Origin of the sequence: Streptococcus salivarius, from assembly GCF_009738225.1 — a bacterium.
Classification (GTDB): domain Bacteria; phylum Bacillota; class Bacilli; order Lactobacillales; family Streptococcaceae; genus Streptococcus.
In genome coordinates, this window is sequence record NZ_CP018187.1 from 696,186 (window position 1) to 716,064 (window position 19,879).

At 34.0% G+C, this 19,879-nt stretch carries 22 protein-coding genes and 3 pseudogenes; all 25 read left to right on the top strand.

What is annotated here, in order from left to right; all coding sequences use genetic code 11:
* Window positions 1–103 precede the first annotated feature (103 nt).
* The 25 genes and pseudogenes from BSR19_RS03550 to tnpA all read left to right on the top strand — a co-directional run bounded on the left by BSR19_RS03550 (window position 104) and on the right by tnpA (window position 19,854).
* Window positions 104–628: a DinB family protein gene (locus BSR19_RS03550; protein ID WP_031577803.1), complete on the top strand. Its 525-nt coding sequence runs from the start codon at window positions 104–106 to the stop codon at window positions 626–628.
* 48 nt (window positions 629–676) lie between these two features.
* Window positions 677–1,258: a nitroreductase family protein gene (locus tag BSR19_RS03555; protein ID WP_061424519.1), complete on the top strand. Its 582-nt coding sequence runs from the start codon at window positions 677–679 to the stop codon at window positions 1,256–1,258.
* A gap of 22 nt (window positions 1,259–1,280) precedes the next feature.
* The gene (locus BSR19_RS03560; protein WP_230310989.1) at window positions 1,281–1,745 is read left to right on the top strand and encodes a GrpB family protein; all 465 of its coding nucleotides are present in this window, start codon (window positions 1,281–1,283) and stop codon (window positions 1,743–1,745) included.
* 321 nt (window positions 1,746–2,066) lie between these two features.
* The gene (catA, locus tag BSR19_RS03565; protein WP_061424521.1) at window positions 2,067–2,726 is read left to right on the top strand and encodes a type A chloramphenicol O-acetyltransferase; all 660 of its coding nucleotides are present in this window, start codon (window positions 2,067–2,069) and stop codon (window positions 2,724–2,726) included.
* A gap of 628 nt (window positions 2,727–3,354) precedes the next feature.
* Window positions 3,355–3,681 (top strand): annotated as a pseudogene (locus BSR19_RS11455) (23S rRNA (uracil(1939)-C(5))-methyltransferase RlmD); the annotation flags it as partial.
* A gap of 150 nt (window positions 3,682–3,831) precedes the next feature.
* Window positions 3,832–4,452 carry a class I SAM-dependent methyltransferase gene (locus BSR19_RS03575; RefSeq protein ID WP_084869760.1) on the top strand — a complete coding sequence of 207 codons (621 nt, stop codon included), beginning with the start codon at window positions 3,832–3,834 and terminating at the stop codon, window positions 4,450–4,452.
* A 299-nt stretch (window positions 4,453–4,751) separates the two neighbouring features.
* Window positions 4,752–5,882: pseudogene (locus BSR19_RS03580) on the top strand (IS3 family transposase).
* Window positions 5,883–6,017: 135 nt separating this feature from the next.
* Window positions 6,018–6,635, top strand: coding sequence for a TetR/AcrR family transcriptional regulator (locus BSR19_RS03585; RefSeq protein ID WP_002890483.1), 618 nt, complete (start codon window positions 6,018–6,020; stop codon window positions 6,633–6,635).
* Between the two features lie 108 nt (window positions 6,636–6,743).
* Entirely contained in the window at window positions 6,744–7,454 is a 711-nt protein-coding gene (locus BSR19_RS03590) for an ABC transporter ATP-binding protein (RefSeq protein WP_156246581.1), read from the top strand.
* Complete coding sequence (locus tag BSR19_RS03595; protein ID WP_156246582.1) at window positions 7,447–9,006, top strand: putative ABC transporter permease subunit; 1,560 nt, start codon at window positions 7,447–7,449, stop codon at window positions 9,004–9,006. Before BSR19_RS03590 ends, BSR19_RS03595 begins: the two co-directional genes overlap by 8 nt.
* Window positions 9,007–9,024: 18 nt before the next feature.
* A complete protein-coding gene (locus tag BSR19_RS03600; protein WP_002890487.1) occupies window positions 9,025–9,246 on the top strand; it encodes a DUF1648 domain-containing protein in 222 nt (73 codons plus the stop codon).
* Window positions 9,243–9,584, top strand: coding sequence for a GntR family transcriptional regulator (locus tag BSR19_RS03605; protein ID WP_002890488.1), 342 nt, complete (start codon window positions 9,243–9,245; stop codon window positions 9,582–9,584). The genes BSR19_RS03600 and BSR19_RS03605 overlap by 4 nt, the downstream gene beginning before the upstream one ends.
* 168 nt (window positions 9,585–9,752) lie before the next feature.
* Window positions 9,753–10,505: a CPBP family intramembrane glutamic endopeptidase gene (locus tag BSR19_RS03610; RefSeq protein WP_002890489.1), complete on the top strand. Its 753-nt coding sequence runs from the start codon at window positions 9,753–9,755 to the stop codon at window positions 10,503–10,505.
* 41 nt (window positions 10,506–10,546) lie between these two features.
* Window positions 10,547–10,693 (top strand): annotated as a pseudogene (locus BSR19_RS11850) (TfoX/Sxy family protein); the annotation flags it as partial.
* A 26-nt stretch (window positions 10,694–10,719) separates the two neighbouring features.
* Window positions 10,720–11,262: a GNAT family N-acetyltransferase gene (locus BSR19_RS03620; RefSeq protein ID WP_004182884.1), complete on the top strand. Its 543-nt coding sequence runs from the start codon at window positions 10,720–10,722 to the stop codon at window positions 11,260–11,262.
* Between the two features lie 200 nt (window positions 11,263–11,462).
* Window positions 11,463–12,029 carry a hypothetical protein gene (locus BSR19_RS03625; protein WP_002890492.1) on the top strand — a complete coding sequence of 189 codons (567 nt, stop codon included), beginning with the start codon at window positions 11,463–11,465 and terminating at the stop codon, window positions 12,027–12,029.
* A 179-nt stretch (window positions 12,030–12,208) separates the two neighbouring features.
* Window positions 12,209–12,391 (top strand): hypothetical protein, encoded by a 183-nt coding sequence (locus BSR19_RS03630; RefSeq protein ID WP_002890497.1) that lies wholly within the window; start codon window positions 12,209–12,211, stop codon window positions 12,389–12,391.
* Window positions 12,392–12,843: 452 nt separating this feature from the next.
* On the top strand, window positions 12,844–13,473 hold the full coding sequence (locus tag BSR19_RS03635) for a TetR/AcrR family transcriptional regulator (RefSeq protein ID WP_002890498.1): 630 nt from the start codon (window positions 12,844–12,846) through the stop codon (window positions 13,471–13,473).
* Between the two features lie 277 nt (window positions 13,474–13,750).
* Window positions 13,751–14,491, top strand: a complete 741-nt coding sequence (locus BSR19_RS03640) for an ABC transporter permease (RefSeq protein WP_002890499.1) — start codon at window positions 13,751–13,753, stop codon at window positions 14,489–14,491.
* 134 nt (window positions 14,492–14,625) lie between these two features.
* On the top strand, window positions 14,626–15,363 hold the full coding sequence (locus tag BSR19_RS03645; protein WP_002890501.1) for an ABC transporter ATP-binding protein: 738 nt from the start codon (window positions 14,626–14,628) through the stop codon (window positions 15,361–15,363).
* Window positions 15,364–15,365: 2 nt separating this feature from the next.
* Entirely contained in the window at window positions 15,366–17,048 is a 1,683-nt protein-coding gene (locus BSR19_RS03650; protein WP_002890503.1) for an ABC transporter ATP-binding protein, read from the top strand.
* Window positions 17,049–17,247: 199 nt separating this feature from the next.
* On the top strand, window positions 17,248–17,421 hold the full coding sequence (locus tag BSR19_RS11855) for a hypothetical protein (protein ID WP_002890505.1): 174 nt from the start codon (window positions 17,248–17,250) through the stop codon (window positions 17,419–17,421).
* Between the two features lie 131 nt (window positions 17,422–17,552).
* Window positions 17,553–18,329: an alpha/beta hydrolase gene (locus tag BSR19_RS03660; protein WP_037600270.1), complete on the top strand. Its 777-nt coding sequence runs from the start codon at window positions 17,553–17,555 to the stop codon at window positions 18,327–18,329.
* A 32-nt stretch (window positions 18,330–18,361) separates the two neighbouring features.
* On the top strand, window positions 18,362–19,099 hold the full coding sequence (locus tag BSR19_RS03665) for a DUF4336 domain-containing protein (RefSeq protein ID WP_156246583.1): 738 nt from the start codon (window positions 18,362–18,364) through the stop codon (window positions 19,097–19,099).
* Window positions 19,100–19,389: 290 nt separating this feature from the next.
* Window positions 19,390–19,854 (top strand): IS200/IS605 family transposase, encoded by a 465-nt coding sequence (gene tnpA, locus BSR19_RS03670; protein WP_002883780.1) that lies wholly within the window; start codon window positions 19,390–19,392, stop codon window positions 19,852–19,854.
* Window positions 19,855–19,879 lie beyond the last annotated feature (25 nt).

Consider the following 19,879-nt stretch of genomic DNA (forward strand, 5'->3'; position numbering starts at 1 on the left):
CTGTACTGGCTGGCGGCTCCATTGTTAAAAAGTATAAAGACTTTTTTTCTTTGGCAAAAATTAATGTATACTAAAATAATTTTAATAAGGAGTATTAAAATCAATGAGAGATATCGAAATAAAAGAGAATATACTATTTCAGATAGACATGTGCTGGCAACTTTATCTTTATCACACAGAGAATCTAAAGGAGACAGAGGCACTTTGGACATTCAGTCCCATGGGTCTGCAGATAAGAAGGCAAGACGATGGATGGAGTATAGATTGGCCTGAAATCGAAAGTTACGAGATTGGACCGTCCAGTATTGCATGGATTATGTGGCATATTATATATTGGTGGCGCACTACGTTAGATTACAATTTTGGAGATGGTACCTTGAAAAAGGAAGACATTACTTGGCCTGGAAGTGTTGAAAAAGCAAAAGAAGAAATAAAAACTCTTCATGATAAATGGGTTGAAAAATTAATCAATATGTCGGATGCAGAATATCAATCACAGCAGTATGCAAAATGGCCACTTGAGGGTAGAAGCTTTGCTGATACTGCATTATGGTTAAATGGAGAATTGATGAAAAATGTAGCCGAAATAGGTTATGGACGATTTCTATATGCAGCTTGTAAAAAATAGAGATAGCGATAAATACGAGAATAATTTTTTTAAAGAAGGAGACTACCAATGAATAGTATAATAGAAAACATATTAACAAGAAGAAGCATACGAACTTTTAGAGGGACTCAGATATCAGAGGAGGATTTAAATACCATTCTAACAGCGGGAAGCTATGCGCCTAACGGGATGGGAACACAGAGCTGGAAGTTTACAGTCATTCAAAAAACCAGTGTACTTGCAAAAGTGAATGAGGCTATTCGCCTAACCCTTATATCTATACCTGTTGTAGCAGAAACGCATCCTTATGTTGTGAGCCTTGTTGAAAAAGCGAAAGACGAGAGTTCAAATTTCCTGTATCATGCCCCTACCTTTATTATTGTTTCTAACTTAAAGGACAACGGAAACTCTATGCCGGATTCAGCATTAGCCATCGGGAATATGATGCTGGCAGCACACTCACTCGGTATTGGTTCCTGCTGGCTAAATCAGCTGCCAGGACTCACAAACATGCCCTTAATCCGTGAGCTTTTATCAGATCTTGATGTTCCCGTAAATCATATTGTTTACGGGTCTGTCGTTATGGGTTATGCTGCAGAGGAGCCGAAACAGGCTGCCCTTCGTAAAAATGTCGTAAATATTATTCGTTGAGAACGAGATTGGAGGTTTAATATTGTTTATACGAGTAGTTCCGTATGACCCCTTTTGGGAAGTAGAGTATGAAAATGAATCACAGATGATAAGGAACATATTGAAGGATATATTGGTGGAGATTTACCATATTGGTAGTACAGCAGTTAAAGGGTTATCCGCTAAGCCAATCATTGATATAATGCCTGTAGTGACAAATATTAGTTTGGTTGATAAGCATAACGAAGAATTTGTAGCCATTGGATATGAGTGTATGGGTGAATTTGGTGTTGAAAGACGGAGATATTTCCGCAAGGGTGGCGATAATAGAACACACCAGATTCATATTTTTGAGCAAAGCAATCACAAAGATATTAATAGGCATATAGCGGTAAGGGACTTTCTGCGTACACATCCTGACATCGCTTTAGAGTATGGTGAATTAAAGATGAAACTGGCTTTTCGATTTCCAGATGATATTGAAGGCTACGTAAGAATGCTTTTATAAAGCAGCTAGAGAAAGATGCTTTGCAATGGTGGCAAATTCTCAAAGGATTGCAAGAAGCAGCTGAGGATAATCCGTATAACTAACAATTACATATCATGCTGATTCGTATTGGTGGAATAACACGAATTAATAAAGGATATATTTGTAGTAGCAAGTGTATTTGTTTTATATTCTATGACCCTATTTGATTTACATGATTCTATATGGTATAATGTACTTGCTTATAAATATAGATGCTTGGATAGCAGGAGGTTGCAAGATGATGATGGCAGTTAAATTAGCCTTCTAAAATTAAATAATAAAATTTTAGGAGGCTAATTTATGAAATTTAATTTGATAGATATAGAGGATTGGAATAGAAAGCCATACTTTGAGCATTATTTAAATGCGGTAAGGTGCACTTACAGTATGACTGCAAATTTAGAGATAACTAGTTTACTGCGTGAAATTAAACTTAAGGGCCTGAAACTGTACCCTACGCTTATTTATATCATCACAACTGTAGTTAATCGTCACAAGGAGTTCCGCACCAGTTTTGATCAAAACGGTAAGTTAGGATACTGGGATAGTATGAACCCAAGTTATACTATCTTTCATAAGGATAACGAAACTTTTTCAAGTATTTGGACAGAGTATGACGAGAACTTCCCACGTTTCTACTATAATTACCTTGAGGATATCAGAAACTATAGCGACGTTATGAATTTCATGCCTAAGGCAGGTCAACCTGCTAACACAATTAATGTGTCCAGCATTCCTTGGGTGAATTTTACCGGATTCAACTTGAATATATATAATGATGCAACATATCTAATCCCTATTTTTACTATGGGTAAGTATTTTCAGCAGGATAATAAAATTTTATTACCTATGTCTGTACAGGTGCATCATGCGGTTTGCGACGGTTACCATACCAGCAGATTTTTTAATGAGGTACAGGAATTAGTCTCAAATTTTGAGACATGGTTAGGAGAAAAATAATATTAAAATGCTTGTGCTCGGGAGTTATAAACAAAGATCGAAAATATTGTTAAGATCGTGAGGAAGCAAAGCGACCGAAGAAGTATATGTTCCATCTATGCAAGGACTTCCCGAGAAGGCGAGTGACAGCGAAGACCGATTGGAAGGAGTCTGAGCTAAGTGGAGTAATATATTCATTCATTATAGAACCATCATTTCAAAGGATTAGAGAAATCTAATCCTTTTTCTAGGTATTTTTATCCTAAGAATTTAATATGACAATCACGAGTTTAATTTTTATTTTGGTGCTATTTATCCTAAGCAGAGCAAAAACACTAATTGCCGGTGATATGCTGGGAGTTGAGGATGGGTATCATGTTCCTTCTCTTGAGCAGATTAATTTCTATCATAATACGTATCATCATTTTAATTAGTGGATATGTTTCCACAAACGCCCAAAACCGTTGATATGTTCCCCTAAACCTCGAAACAGCTAAAAAACGGTTGATATGTTCCCATGGACGCTGACATCAATAATGAACACTCGAGCCATGTTGAGTGTGTGAGTTTATTGGTAAAACGCAGTTAAACATCTCGCTTTTACATTTCAAGGCGAGATGCTTCAAAGCTCCACTGGAGCTTTGAACTCCCACAAACGCATCACGTTGAGGCGGTATCACTTTTGTCCAAACTCGATGTCGATAAGCATATAGACGTTGAAATTGAGCTGGATGAGCTTGATTTGACCAGTGCTGAAAGTAAGGCAACATATGCTCAAATCAAAGAATATGTTTGGAATAAATTTGAATTATAAGTTCCGACATTATATATTGCACAGATAAAAAGGAAATGTGGAATAGAATTACGAGAACATTACAGCAAGTCTAAAAAGGAGAAACAAATTATTCCACAGTGTACACCTGAAAAAGAAGAAGCTATCATGGATGCCTTGAGACACTTCAAAATGATTGAATAGAAAAGAATGACAGCATATGACTTTCTGCATTTATGACATTCCTACTTGGTATAGGAACAGCTATTATTCCTTTCTTGCAAGGTATCAATGAGAAAATAGGCTCAATATAAAGATTGATAGGATCATTTTTATATTTAAAGGAGCGTTGAAATGATTGATAAAAGCAATAAAAAATTTTGGGATAAATTTGCTAAGCTATATGCTCCTTTCATGAAAAAAGACAAAGGAGTATATGATAAAGTTTGCGAATACATTCGTCCTCATTTGAATAAAGACATGGAGGTACTTGAACTTGCTTGTGGCTCAGGACAATTATCGTTTAATCTTTCAAAGCATACGAAAAGTTGGATTGGCACAGATTTTTCCGAACAAATGATTAAGGAAGCTAAAAAGCGTGGGGAATACGAAAATCTTACATTTGAAACAGCCGATGCAGTATCATTATCCTATTCGCATGAAAAATTTGATTGTGTGTTAATTGCTAATGCACTTCATATTATGCCTAAACCGGATGAGGCGATGAAAGAAATATATAGGGTGTTAAAACCTAATGGGACTTTGTTCGCCCCCACTTTTCTATGGAAAGAGGGAAAACAAAGAAAAATGATAAAAAGTTTGATGTCTATTTTAGGATTTAAGATGTATCAAGAATGGGATAAAAAGGAATTTGAAGATTTTATTAAAGAATATGGATTTTCAGTAGTTGAAATGAAATTGGCACATGGAGGTCTTGCACCGATTGGTGTGATGATTGCTCAAAAAGTGGCTTAACAGATTCTATTCTTATGATTTAAAAAATTTCATCAAAATGGTAACCAAAGGCGATAGAAAAACTATCGTCTCAGAACGTAGACAAACCCTACTAGGAATAGAAAAATTGTCATTTTGTCGGTTGGGTACCACTTAGCGAAAACTCTTAGGAATGCTGTTTTAGCGCTATTCTTAAGAGTTTTTCTCTTTTTCTAGTAAAAGAAATAGACTGAAGAAAATTGGGCACTGCACCCATAAAATGAGACAAAAGAAAACACTCCTGTTGAAATCTGGTAAACTAGAAACAGGAGTGTTTTGTTATGGTCAAAAAAGCATATTCAGTAGAAACTAAGCTAGCCTGTATCGAAATGAAGAAGGCAGGTAAATCAAATAAAGTTATCATGGACACCCTCGGCATCAAAAATGTTAGTCAGGTCAAGACTTGGTGGCAATGGTATCAGAATGATGAATTGTACCGTTTCCACCAACCTGTGGGGAAACAATATACTTATGGTAAAGGGATGAAACAGTTATCCAAAGTAGAACAGTTACGTTTGCAGGTAGAATTACTAAAAAAGTATCAGAGCTTGGTAAGAGAATCGACAAAGTAAGTCTTATCAAGCTAGTGGAAGAGTATAAGAAAACGTTCCCTGTATCGATTATTTTAGAATGTTTCGGCGTCAAACGCTCAACCTTTTACCGCTGGAAACAGGAGTGTAAGAATTCTCAGAAAAGAGATGAAATAGCAGATAAAATCGAACAACTCTGTATGAAAAATCACTTTATTTACGGCTATCGAACTATTACTCGCTTGCTCAAAAAAGTGTATAAGCTCGTCGTTAATCGCAAGAAAGTCTATCGCATCATGAAGGAAAAGGGCTGCCTTTGCCGTGTTCGTCCCAAGAAGGGACCTAAATTAGGGAAGCCTTACCATGTAACAGACAATAAGCTGGATCGTGATTTCCAGGCAGACAAGCCTATGGAGAAACTTGTCACAGACATCACCTACCTCTATTTTGAAAACTGTAGACTTTATCTATCTTCGATCATGGATCTCTATAATCGTGAAATTGTAGCTTATACCATCTCCGAGTGCCAAGATACGGACTTCGTGCTCGACACACTTAATCAACTTGAGCTACCTCAAGGAGCACTTTTACACAGCGACCAGGGCTCTGTCTACACCTCAAAAGCCTACTATCAGGCTTGTACAGAAAAAGGCATCACCCGCTCCATGTCCCGAAAAGGAACACCAGCAGATAATGCCTGTATCGAATGGTTCCATTCTGTTCTCAAGTCTGAAACCCTTCTATCTCCATAAGTGGAGAAACCTAACTAAAGATAGTATAACAGATATTGTTAAAAATTACATCATATTTTATAATGAAACTAGAATTCAACAGAAATTAAATGACCAGTCTCCTGTAGAGTACAGAAAACTAGTCGCATAAGAGGTTTTTCTCTTGTCCCATTATTGGGGTGCAGTGCCCCTTGGTGACAGGGCTTTTTTACTGGTTTCAAAACTATAATTTTTTAATTGACAGTTTGTCAGTAAAGTAGTATAACTTATAATCAGGAGGGATAAAATGCGAGATGTAAAAGATCCGGAAATTCGACGGGCAGAGATTATGGATGCTGCTATGCTCCTCTTTATGGAGAAAGGATATACGAACACAACAACTCAGGATATAGTTGATAAAGTAAATATATCACGAGGTTTGTTATATTATCATTTTAAGAATAAAGAAGATATTCTATATTGTCTTGTTGAACGTTATTCAGAGAAATTACTGAGAGATATTCATGTGATTGTCTATGATGAGGATAAAACTGCTATTGAAAAAATAAGAGCCTTTATAGATGCCACAATAATCTCTACAGATAACGTTTCAGCGGAGGGAACTGAGTTACAAAAGACGGTTGATCTTGAAGAGAATCGTTATATGTTAGATAAGTTATCCCATAAGCTCATTGAAAAACTGACTATATATTTTGAGAGGATAATAAATCAAGGCATCTCAGAAAAAGTATTTTCTGTAAAATATCCATCAGAAACAGCAGAATTTCTGATGACAGCCTATGTTTTTGTTTCAAATAACATAGGTATAAAAACTTCAAAGAAAGAACCTGTCAAAGATTACTTGAATGCATTTAAGATAATGCTGGAACAAAATCTAAATACAAAAGGACTCTTTAGCAATTAAAAAAAATAGAATGTTTGTAAAGAGAACTATGTACCGATAGCTAAATCAAAACAAGCTATCGGTATTATTTCAAAATATAACTGACAAATTGTCAATAGAGGTGAAAATATGTTAGAGATAAAGAATTTTAGTAAAAGTTATGGGGACAAGAAGGTTGTGGATAACCTATCTATTTCAGTACAGCCTAGAGATATTTATGGTTTTATTGGAGCAAATGGTGCAGGCAAAACGACAACGATAAAGGCAGTTGTCGGTATCCATGATTTTGAAGACGGAAGTATAATTATCAACGGTCATTCTATTAAAGAAGAACCTGTTATTTGTAAAAAAATGATGGCGTATATCCCAGATAATCCAGATTTGTATGAACATATGACAGGACTTCAATATATTAATTTTATTGCTGACTTGTTTGAAATTCCTACAAAAATACGCAAGGAGAGAATACAAAAATACGGTGATTTATTTGATATGACTGATCATCTTTCGGGGATTATTTCTTCATATTCACATGGAATGAAGCAACGAACAGCCATTATTTCTGCACTTGTACATTCTCCCAAACTGTTGATTTTAGATGAACCTTTTGTTGGGCTAGATCCCAAAGCAACTTTCCTACTAAAGAAAATTATGCATGAGTGTGTTTCAGATGGAGGTGCTATTTTCTTTTCAACCCATGTATTGGATGTTGCGGAAAAATTATGTAATAAGATTGCCATTATCAAAAATGGAAAGTTAATTGCAAGTGGCAATACAGGAGACGTCAAAGGTGATGAATCATTGGAGGCATTTTTCATGGAGGTGCAGAACAATGAGTAACATTTGGATACTGCTTAAAGCGCAATTGATTAATTTCTTTCCTATTAACGAGATTAGAGATTCACGAAATAAAAAACAAAGTTCAATGGCTATTGCGAGTTTTGGCATAATAACTCTTTCCTTATTTTGCTTTGTTTATAATATAATAACAGCGAAAACATTGGTACACGTCGGACAGCAGAACTTGATTCCAGCATATATGGTATCTGTCTCAAGTTTTTCAATATTATTTTTGACAGTATTTTATTCGAATGGCATTTTATTTGGCAGTCGAGATATGGAAATTCTCCAATCCTTACCTGTTAAAAGTTCGTATATTATCACCAGCAAGTTCATGTTTATGTACTTATTGAATTTTTTAATAGGCTTGATGTTTATGCTTCCGGGTGGAATTATATGGGGCTTTAACGGAAGTTTAAACCTCCTACAGATTATATTGTATTTTACTTCTATAATTTTTGCCCCTTTGATCCCCATGTGTATAGCGGCATGCATGGGACTCGTTATTGTTGTCGCTTCATCTTTTTTTAAAAGAAAAAATGTTATCTCTCTTATTTTTTCATTTGCGATGCTAGGTATAATTGGATATTTTGCATTATCAGCTTTGCAATCAGGTGATGAAAGTAGTATTGGGGTTACTCTGGCTAAGCAAATTACTGGACTGTATCCAATTTCTAGACTATTTATGTCATACTACAATTTTCCAATGTACTATGGGATGGGATTTTATATAGTTCTTTCAATAGTCGTCTTTTATCTATTTGTCAAAATTGCTTCGTTGAAGTATGGACTACTTAATACACTTGCCAATACAAAATCAAGTTATGCTAATGACAAAGTATCTTATGAAAGAAAATCGGTATTTTTTTCCTTGTATCAAAAAGAGCTTGGACGATTTTTAAGTTCTTATATGGCAGTCTTGAATGCTGGGCTTGGAGTGATTCTTTTATGTGTCTTTAGTATATGTTTCCTGTTTAATTCTGTCGGTCAAATAGGAAATTCAGCAGGAATTGAAAATATAAATGAGTATCTTTCAAACTTAGCTCCCGTCTTTATTGCATCTATGCTTTCACTCAGTTGTCCAGCAGCTTCATCTATATCTTTAGAAGGTAAAAATATTTGGATTTTGAAAAGTTCTCCAGTTGAAGTGAAAACGATTTTAAATGCTAAGATAGCTGTCAACCTTACACTTCATTTGATTGGATATATGATTTCTGTATCTGTATTTATGCTGAAACTTGATATGAGTCCTATTCAAGTTATGAATCTAGTTATTGTTCCTATATGTTACTCCCTTTTTATAATGGTAATCGGAATTTCATTAAATAAAAAATATCCCAACTATGATTGGGACAGTGAGATGATAGTTGTCAAACAAAGTCTTCCTGTTATTGTAACTGGAATTATTAGTATGATTACGCTTATTACGCCTATTTTGCTTAATTGGTTTTTTAATCTTCCAATTATATTTGTTTTGCAAGCAGTATCAGTAATTTTACTGGCTATTTCGTTTAGAGTTTATATAAAAATGACCAAGTTAAATTTTATCTAGTTAAAGGAGGAAAATAAGATGAAAAATAGACTGTTAAAAGATATTTTGGTTTTGTTGGGAATGATGGTCATCATAGTCATTATTTGTGGGTTTCTCCCTGAGAAAGTTCCTATTCATTTCAATGCAAAAGGAGTAGCAGATATGTTTGCAAATAAATACTATCTTCTACTAGCTACAGTCATCCCTTATTCTGCATATTGGAAGTTTGTTAGGGAAAGTGATAATAAAAAGATTAAATGAAACACCATCTATATTTACAAATTGCATCAAAATTAAGAACGAAGATTTTAAGAGGTGATTATGCACCTGAACAACAAATTCCTTCAATAAGGAGATTAGCAGAAAACGAGAAGTGTAATCCGGCAACTGTCCAAAAAGCAATGAAAGTTCTCGAAGAACAGAATTTGGTTACTAGCTGTGGAACATTAGGATATTTTGTCATAGCAAGCGAGCAAGAAATAAAAGAGATAAGATATCAAGAATCTAACAAGCTAGTTAAAATTTTGTTTGAAAAACTTGGTGAGCTAGGCTTTTCAGAAGATGAGATTGTCAATTTATTTTTTAGAAAAGATGCTTAGAAGAAGTTGAATGGAAATTTATTAGGATTATTTGTGAAAGTATAGAAAAGCCTTGATTTCAAGGCTTTTTCTTGCATTTTTGTGATAGAATATAGCTAGTTATACATCGAGAGCAACTTAGAAGCAGTAAAAAAATTATTCATAAAGTAATCAAGATAAGGAAGATAAATGACAGAAATTGATAAAAAGAATTTAAAAAATTATCTTTATTTTACATTTGGAATTACTTATATAGCTTGGGGACTTCTTGCCATATTTACACAATCTCATATTTTGGGATTAGAGACTTTTATAGGGAGAATATTACATATAGTTGGTGCTCTTGGACCAGCTATTGCAAGTGGGTCTTATTTGAAAAGTAATAATATAAAATTTAAACATTTTGTATTTCATAAGAGAGAAAATAGTAGTATTTATTTCATTATTCATATGTTAGCAATTTTGATCCTATTTTCTGTATCTTCCTTAGAATTAAACGGAGTATCACTTTATCTGATGCCACTATTCTTTATTCAATTAATTTTTTTTGGTGGTGGACATGAAGAATTAGGATGGAGAGGTATATTACAACCGTTACTTGATAAAAAATATACGTATTGGCAATCTAATTTGATTGTAGGATCAATTTGGGGAATTTGGCATCTGCCTTTATGGTTTATAGTGGGAGAAAGTCATCAAGGATTTCCTTTTATTTTATTTTTTATATATACATTATTTTTAAGTTTTGTTTTAGGGCTTCTTTATCGTCAAACCAAATCTGTGGGGTACTGTATATTATTTCATGCGTTCGCAAATTTGTTAAATCTCTATTTTGTGTTAAAAATAAATGTTATTTTTATTATCATTTTTATTGGTTATTTAATTTATACTATATTGGCGAGTAATAGAATTAGTAAGGAAAAGCAGGTAGAAACATTGTAAAAGACCCACAGGAAGTTTTCTGGGATGGATATCATTCGTATCTTTCGGATTCCGAGTTGAGTTATCCCTATGAAGGTTCAAAGACATTAATGCATGTATTCGACAGATTTGGGGATTCGGATTTAATTACGGAACTACTGGATGGTATGTATGAGGAACTGCCAACATCTAAACCTAGAATAAAATAATTAAATTGGAATTTAAGGAGAACAAAATGATTTTAGAAACGGAAAGATTGATTCTTCGCCCATGGGAGGAAAGAGACGCCCATGATTTATTTCAATATGCCAGTAATCCAGAAGTTGGTCCGATTGCAGGTTGGCCAGTACATACCAGTGTTGAAAACAGTAGGGAGATTATAAAAAATTATTTTTCAGCACCTGAGATATATGCCATTGTTTTAAAAGAAACGATGCAGCCAGTGGGTAGCATAGGATTGATGATTGGCTCTGCAAGTGATAAAGGGATTCCGGATACTGAGGCGGAGATTGGCTACTGGATTGGAGTTCCCTATTGGGGTCAGGGGCTTATACCAGAAGCAGTTCGTGAGATAATGAGACATGGATTTGATGACTTGAGTCTGGAGAAATTGTGGTGCGGTTATTTTGACGGCAATACAAAGTCACGGAGGGTTCAGGAAAAATGTGGGTTCCGTTATCATCATACAAAAGAGAACGTTCCGTGTGCATTGGAAGGTGTTCTTCGTACAGAACATATAACCTGTCTCTCAAAGGAAGAGTGGATTTCGTTTAAGTAAATCACTGTTTGTGCGAGGTAATACCTTTTAACGATTACCTTATGATATTGTTAAAAGCTTTATAGACATGTTTCCACATACAGACAGCTTCACTTGATAGACTCAGCGATCAGTCGTTTCATGTCGAGGCAGTATCACTGCTTGTAAGATCTGAAAAATAAATTTGCGTAGCGTTGCAAAGTTAAAATGGAGGGTTATCGATGGTTATCTTGGAATTGTATCAAGGTGATTATCAAAAGGATTTAGTCACGTTTGACTCTTTAGAAGAGGGAAGAGTCTTTGTAGCTCAACTCCCTGGGTATACTTTAGAAACAGAAGATGGGTTTGAAGTGGAGTATGTGAACCCAAAATACTTGCCGGATTATATGGAAATTGTTTTCAATGGAAATATTGTCCCTTTATCTAGATTTTCGTTTAATTATGAAGAAAATGTGGACATTATTTGGAAAGAAATTTCGAATCTATCCGTTAAAAACGATAAAGTGATCGAAGGATATTCAAAAATCGACGCATATGTCGTTAACAACGATGAAGTGAAAGCCTATGTCGAAGCAAGAGAAGCGAACTATCGCAAGGCAAAAGACTTCTTAGAACGCTGTGGATATGAAACCGACAGAAGCTTTTTCGGAAGCGAAGACGGCGAAGCGATTCTCTACAGAAAACGTGGCGCTGAAGATTGGCACTTCTTGTGTCACTTAGACCCGCTGTTTGTAGAGATTGAAGATGTAGAAGGATATGTCAAAGAAGAGATTCAATCGTTAAACTAAAGAACGTTGCGAAGGCGTGACGTGAGTTATATTTAAAAAGACTTCTATTTTGCTAGATGGTGGAATTAAGGAGAAATTTTTGACCTTAAAACAAATTAAATTTAATCCTTTTAAACACTGGGGAATCATCAGCGACTTGTATAAGCAGTCCTTCCCAAAGGAGGAGCGAATTCCCTTCTTTGGACTTGGCTCTTATCATTGAGAAAAATGGATTTACACTGTGTCCCTATCTCATTCGTGAATTAGGCGTTGACTTTGCTCTTATGAGCCAGACAGGGCAACTAATTCCATTCGACTATCAGGATATCTTTGACAATTTCTCTTTTGGACTTGGAGATGTATCGATTCGTCCGATAAATTAATAAAACGTACCTTACCAAAATTGTACTGAACTAAAAATATTATCTAATTGAGAAAAGAACAAAAGTTTTGGTCTATAATATAGATATTTTCTAGTATCGCATGTGGAGGCAGTCTCACTGCTTGTACGAGCCTAGAAAATATGTAGAAGGAAAAGCCTTGGTGACAGGGCTTTTTGTCATATAGTGGGGAAGTATCATAGTGTGAACTAGTCTTTAGTAGCTGAATTTTCAGTTTAGGTAAAATAGAACTTATTGAAATAGTTATGTGGATTATTTCATTACTTCTTTAATCATTTTAAAATCTTTAAATTAAGATTTGGAGAATTTAAATAATATTTGCATTTGAAAATGAAATGATTAATAAAACAGCTTCCGATAAGATATTTGACATTATTAGTTTCGTGCACTACAATAGAAGTTACATACCGATGGTATGATAGAAAGGGACTATAATGGCAAGGAATAGAAACTCACATGAAACTAGAAAAAAAATACTAGAGGTCTCTAAAAATCTATTTTTAGAAAAAGGATTTGATAATACTTCAATACAAGATATCATAGATGGCTTAGGTGGATTAACAAAAGGTGTTATCTATCATCATTTTGAGTCCAAATATGATATACTGCAAACGATCATTAGCGAAAATAATCAAGAAATTTTAAATTATAATTGGAGAGGAAATACTGGATTAGAAAAGATACAAAATTCTTTGATGGACTCTTTCTCTAATTTTGAACACCAAAGGCTCGTTTACTCTGCCTCAATCATGCTAAGAAGTCCACGTTTGTTAGGAGAGCAGTATCTAGGTCTATTTTCTGATTTTTTACCCGAAATTAGAGAAAAAGTTTACGAAGGAGTTGAAGATGGGTCTATTAAAACAGAATATCCAGAAGAGCTAGCAGATTTAATTGTTTTAACACTAAATATTTGGATTGGTTTTCAAATTTCCGTTTTTTCATTAGTAGAATTAAAGCGCAAAATGAATTTCATTAAACTTACTTTTGAAGGTCTAGGGGTACAGTTAATTTCTGATGAAATGATGGAGGTGATTTTCAACTTATTCGATCACTTAAAAAAATAGTAAATAAGTCGTCGCATGACATTCTTGTTAATACTCATTTCTATTTATGTATTATCAATTGAATAAATTATCTTACATAATTTATAATTAAAAAATAACATACTTTAAGTGTGTTATTAAAAATCTATTATACATACCGTAGGTATGTTTGTTTTTAGTATAGACATACCGATAGTATGTATAGTGACATTTTCTGAAGAATAAACTTATTTTTAAATATTTGTCGAGATTAGTCTGAATAGTTTATTCTTTATTTACGCTTTGGAGGAAATAATCTATGTTGTCGCTTATTAAAATTGAATTAAATAAAGTTTCTAAATCTAAATTATTTTTAGCTTGGTTGTGTACTATATTTATAGTGTTAGGTATTACAGCAATCATTATTATGGGTTTAGGTACTGACAATAAACTAGGAGAATTCACTGGACAGGATTCTAATGTTATTAGAGTTACTGGTAAATGGGAAGGTTGGGCAATTGTAGCTTCATTATTTTCATCTTTATTTACAAAAGCAGCATTTTTGATTTTCGAATCTTATTTATTATCTACGATTATTATTGATGAATTTAAACGAAGAACAATTTTTCAGTTGTTTTCTTACCCTATTTCTAAAATAAAGTTACTTTGGGGAAAAATTCTTTCAGTCATTCTAATAGCATTTATTGCCCATTTTTCTGCACATTTAGTGATTCAATTATTCATTAGATTCCTGGCTGTTGTAACTGAATCTAGTTATATCCCTCTAGCTAGTCAATTAATTAACTTAGCTGGAATAACGTTTGGAACAGTACTAATAGGCTTACTACCATTTGTTTTAGGTATGATTAAGCATTCGACAGCTATAACAATGCTTACTGGACTTGGTTTAGCAGCATTACTTTCGAATGCCAGTCCAGGAAGTTTATCTAATAATATTGCTGATAACCTATTCTTTTTGATATTTGCATGTTTCATAAGTTTAATGATTACTTCTTTTTCAATCTCTAGTATTTCAAGACAAGATATTAGTATCAAGTAGCATACCTGAGTTTAATTGAAGGAAAGTGATAATTCCTTGATGATTTCTATAAAAAAGAGACTGTATAAGTTGGTAGTTATGCACCGGAAGAAAAATTCTAGCATTTAAAGCTAGATATAGAAAGAGAGATAGAAATGAGAAATATCGTTGAAATAAAAGAAGTTTTTAAAACAATTGATAAAGAAGAAATTTTAAGTGGTATCAACCTTCAAATTGCTGAAGGAGAAATCTATGGTTTTTTAGGACCGAATGGTGCTGGAAAAACAACGTTAATGAAATGTATGTTATCCCTATCAACAATTACATCAGGTAGTATTGAAATTTTTGGGAAAAATCTACAAGAACACAGAGAAGAAATCCTAAGTCAGATTGGAAGTATTATTGAATCACCAATTTTTTATGATAATTGCACTGCAAAAGAAATCTTGGAAATTCACGCTCAGTATATGGGAAAAAATATTATTGAATCAGATATAATAAGAGCCTTAAGTATGGTCGGATTAAAAAATACGACTAAAAAAGTAAAAGAGTTTTCGTTAGGAATGAGGCAAAGGCTTGGTTTAGCTCGTGCCTTTCTAACAAAACCTAAATTGTTAATTTTAGATGAGCCAATCAATGGTTTAGATCCAATAGGGATTCAAGAAATTCGAAATCTTTTGTTGTCGCTTTCTAAGGAGCATGGAATTACTATTCTAATATCGAGTCATATATTATCGGAAATTTCACAGATAGCAGATAAAATTGGCTTTATCAAAAATGGAGAAATTGTAGAACAGGTTTCTATGAAAGAGATTAGGAGAGAGAATATTGACTTAGAAGAATATTTTATGTCACATTTTCTAAATGAAATTAAGAATTATGAGGTAGATTAAGGATGAAACAATTGATAAAGAACCATCAGAAGGCTTTTTATGCTTTCATGATATTTAATATACTGGTCCCTTTAACTAACGTTGCTTTTGCTTATTCTATTAAAGGTATTATTGATAGTGGCATGTCCCAAAATAAAGAAGCCTTAACTCAAGCGGTACTAGTAGGAGCTACTGTTATTTTCATCTATGCAGCACTCAACTTTATATCTCTTCGATTGAGAAATAAACTTGTTAGGCAAATCATGTCAAGATACAAAAACAAGGTGTTCCAATCTATTTTAGATAGGGATTATAGAGACTTTTCTAAAGAAAAATCAGGGAAATTTATTTCCGTATTAACCGAAAATATGAAGAAAATTGAGCAAGATTATCTATACCAGTATTTTAATATTTCAAAAAACCTTTCCTTAATGATTTTTTCACTTCTAGCTATGTTTATAGGTAATTGGTTTTTGACCTTATTAGTTATCATTGCTAGCATTATTCCAATGATGATTTCAGGATTTATTGGACAAAAATCAGCCTCTTTACAAAATAGAGCTATGGTTGCCGATCAGAAGTATTTAGCTAAGGTTAAAGATATTTTAGCAGGATTTCTTGTTATTAAAAGTTTTAATGTGAAAGATGCTATCTGTGAGGATTATAGTCATGAAAGTGAAAAATTTGATGAAATAAATTTTATAAAAGGGAAATTTGACGTTTTAGCTAATGTTATTTCACAGCTTTCAGGGATGATTGTTTTTTTGGTAGCCTTTGGTGGAGGGATGTATCTCGTATTTAATAGCTCTACCACAATTGGGAGTGTAACAGCTATTGTTCAACTGGTCAATTTTGTAGTAATGCCACTGAATGAAGTTGGAATGGGAATAAGTAAATTTCGTGAAGGTCAGGCAACACTAGATGCATTTGAGGTAAAAGATGTAACTGAGCTTCAGACTGGTGAAACAAAAGAATATTTCGATGATGTTATTTCTTTTTCAAATATAGACTTTTCTTACCCTAATACTGAAGAAAAAATTTTTAATCATTTATCTTTGAAGATTCAAAAAGGGGAAAAAATTGCAATTGTAGGAATGTCAGGGAGTGGAAAATCAACTTTGCTCAATCTATTACTGCGTTTTTACGATGTAACAAGTGGGCACATCTCCATTGATAATATAGATTTGCAAGCTATTTCAGCAGGGAGCCTTTATAACTTAATGACTATTGTTCAACAAGACATTTATATCTTTGATGATACTTTAAGATCAAATATTACTCTTAATCAATTCTTCACTGATGAGGAAATAAAGCAAGCGGTACAGCAGTCAGGTTTAGAAAGTTATGTTTTAGAAAATGAATCTGGTCTACAAGCTTTATGTGGAGAGAATGGCTCAAATCTATCTGGCGGACAAAAACAAAGACTTAGTATTGCGCGTGCCTTAATTCGAAAAACACCAATCTTATTATTGGATGAGGCTACCTCATCTTTGGATAATCAAGTAACTACTGAAATTGAAAATTCAATCCTGGATATTCAAGATTTGACGGCACTTGTAGTAACCCACAAGTTGAATGAGAACATTTTGAAAAAATACGATAGAATTCTCTTTATGAAAGGTGGCGTCATTGTTGAAGATGGTTCTTTTGGTGACTTGATGGATAGGAGAGGTGAGTTTTATAAGTTGTTTGAGTTGAGTGTGTAATTCTCTTTCGTTCTATAATATAGGAGTATACTAGCACGACATGTTGAAGCGGTATCACTGCTTGTGAGGCCTAGAAAATGTGTAGAATGAAAAGCCTTGGTGACAGGGCTTTTTATGGTAAGTCATTTGATATTTTTATCTGAATCATATTTCTTCTTCATGTTACAATAAATATATACAAAATAGAACGCTTAGAAAAATGGAAAATATAATGGTTAACCAAAGCAAATATGTGTCTAGTGATTTTCCAGAGGCAACGTATCAAGTGGCTTTTGAGGATTTGAAAAAGAAAATTTTAGTCGGGCATCAGGAAATTATTCAAGGTAAAGTCTCTTCTCTAGCTGATGCGAGAAAGGAATTTGGCCTTGACTAGGTAGGTTGCGATATTGTCTCTCTTACTTGTAACAGAGCTAAGCAGAGTAAATAGTAGAATAATAAAGGTGAACATAGACTTTCAAGTAAATATAGTACTGTCTATATGAGACATTTTGGAGGGTATCAAATATGAAATTTCATGAGTTTGGTGATAAAAATTTGCCTACCATTTTATTGATACATGGTGGGGGTAGCTCTTGGTGGAATTATCTTAGACAAGCTCGTCTCCTGTCTCATAATTACCATGTCATTTTACCTACACTTAATGGACACGGAGAAGAGTATCAAGAGGATTATATATCAACGGAAGATTCGGCACAGGAAATTCTAGATTATGTTCGACAAAACTGTGATGGAAAACTGTTTGCTTTAGGTGGAGTTTCACTTGGAGGTCAAATTGCTATGGAACTTTTGTCCTTAGACAGCGATATAGCTGAGAAAGCCATCATAGACGGAAGTATCTGTATTCCTCAACCAAGGTTGGCGAGATTTAGCATCTTGTTGGTATCTTTATTTGGTAAACTGATGATTAGTAAATCCTCTTGTAAACTTCAGTTAAGCTTAATGAATAAATTCTATCCCCAATTAGCTTACCCAGACGAGATAAAAGATTATTATATGGAGGATATGCCAAGGACACCTAACAAAACATTAGTGACTATCTATAAGACTTATATGGGGCATTATAAGTTGAAGAGTAGGATTTCAAAAAGTAAAGCACAGGCTCTCTATATTTATGGCGAAAAAGAATTGAACGGTGTTAAAGAATCAGCTAGATTATTTCAGCAGATGCACCCCGACACTATCTTGTATGAAGCAAAGGGCTATAACCACGGCTATTTATCAGCCTACCTACCTCAAGAGTGGATTAAATTAGTTGTTCCATTTTTGGAGAATAACGATTGATTATACTTTATTAATTTAGAAAGCAGAGTTTCATGGAAGTCAAAAAATATAATCCCCTCAATTCCTTAAAAAAGATAGCAGATAACCTATGGATTGTGGATGGAGAAGAAGTACTGATGGATTTCAAATTCTTCAAAGTGCCTTTTTCAACTAGAATGACAGTTATCCGTCTACAGAATGGTGGTCTTTGGGTGCATTCACCGACTAAGCCTAATGACAATTTACTTTTTGAAATCAAGCAATTGGGTGAGGTAAAACACCTTATTGCACCCAATGTCTTACATTATAGTTATATAGATGAATGGCATCAACTATTTCCGGAAGCAAAAGTTTGGCTAGCTAGTGGTGTTCAAAAGCGTGCCAGAAAATCGGGAATGAGTTTGGATTATGGTCAGGAATTAAGCAAGGCCAATTGGAACGAAGAAATTTGTTTTACAACATTTGAGGGAAGTTTTTACGTGAAAGAGGTTGTTTTTTTCCATACTGAAAGTTCAACTTTGATTTTAACGGATCTTATTGAAAATATTGAAACTGAGAAATTATCGCTTTTTGAAAAGCTACTTTTTAAAATAGGTGATAACCACCATCCAAATGGTAAGACACCAAGAGATTTAAGAATGAGTTTCTTATTTGGTAAAAAACAAGCTTTGAGGAGTTATCACAAAATAAAGAAATGGGAACCTAAGAATATTATTATTTCTCATGGACCGTGTGTTATTGGTCAAGCAAAAGAGATGTTAAAGCAAGCGTTCTTCTGGCTAGAAAAATAGGGTTATGTGGTTAAGAAAACTTCTCGAAAGACAAATACGAATACTTCGACCTCTCTATTTAAAAGTTTTATTCATTCGCCGCACGCAAAATAACACCCCACAAGTTACAACTTGTGGGGCATTTTCTTTTATTATGTGACTTTAAGTCCGTTTCGCTCCGAAGGTGCGAAACAAATAAACCACCCGCTATGCGGGTGCGCATCGAAGGTTATACCGTCATAACAAAAACACTCCAAACGAGTTACAATATAGGTGTTCAAGCCAATTGTAAAACGAAAGGAGTTAAGACTATGGCGCAAAAAGCTCACAGTTTATCACATACAAAATGGATGTGTAAGTACCACATTGTATTTACACCTAAGTATAGACGAAAAATAATCTATAATCAATATAGGAGTAGTCTGGGAGAGATTTTTCATAGACTATGCCAATATAAAGGCGTTGAAATAATAGAAGGCCACTTAATGCCAGATCATGTCCATATGTTAGTAAGTATTCCACCACGAATGAGTGTAGCTAGTTTTATGGGATATTTAAAAGGTAAGAGTGCCTTAATGATGTTTGATAAACACGCCAATTTAAAATATAAATTCGGGAACAGACATTTTTGGGCAGAAGGATATTATGTAAGTACGGTAGGACTTAATGAAGCCACAATTAAGAAATATATCCAGGAACAAGAGAAGCATGATATCGCTTTGGACAAATTAAGCGTTAAAGAATATGAAAATCCCTTTAGGGATAATGGTAAGTAATGCGAATGCCTCTTTGAGAGGCTTG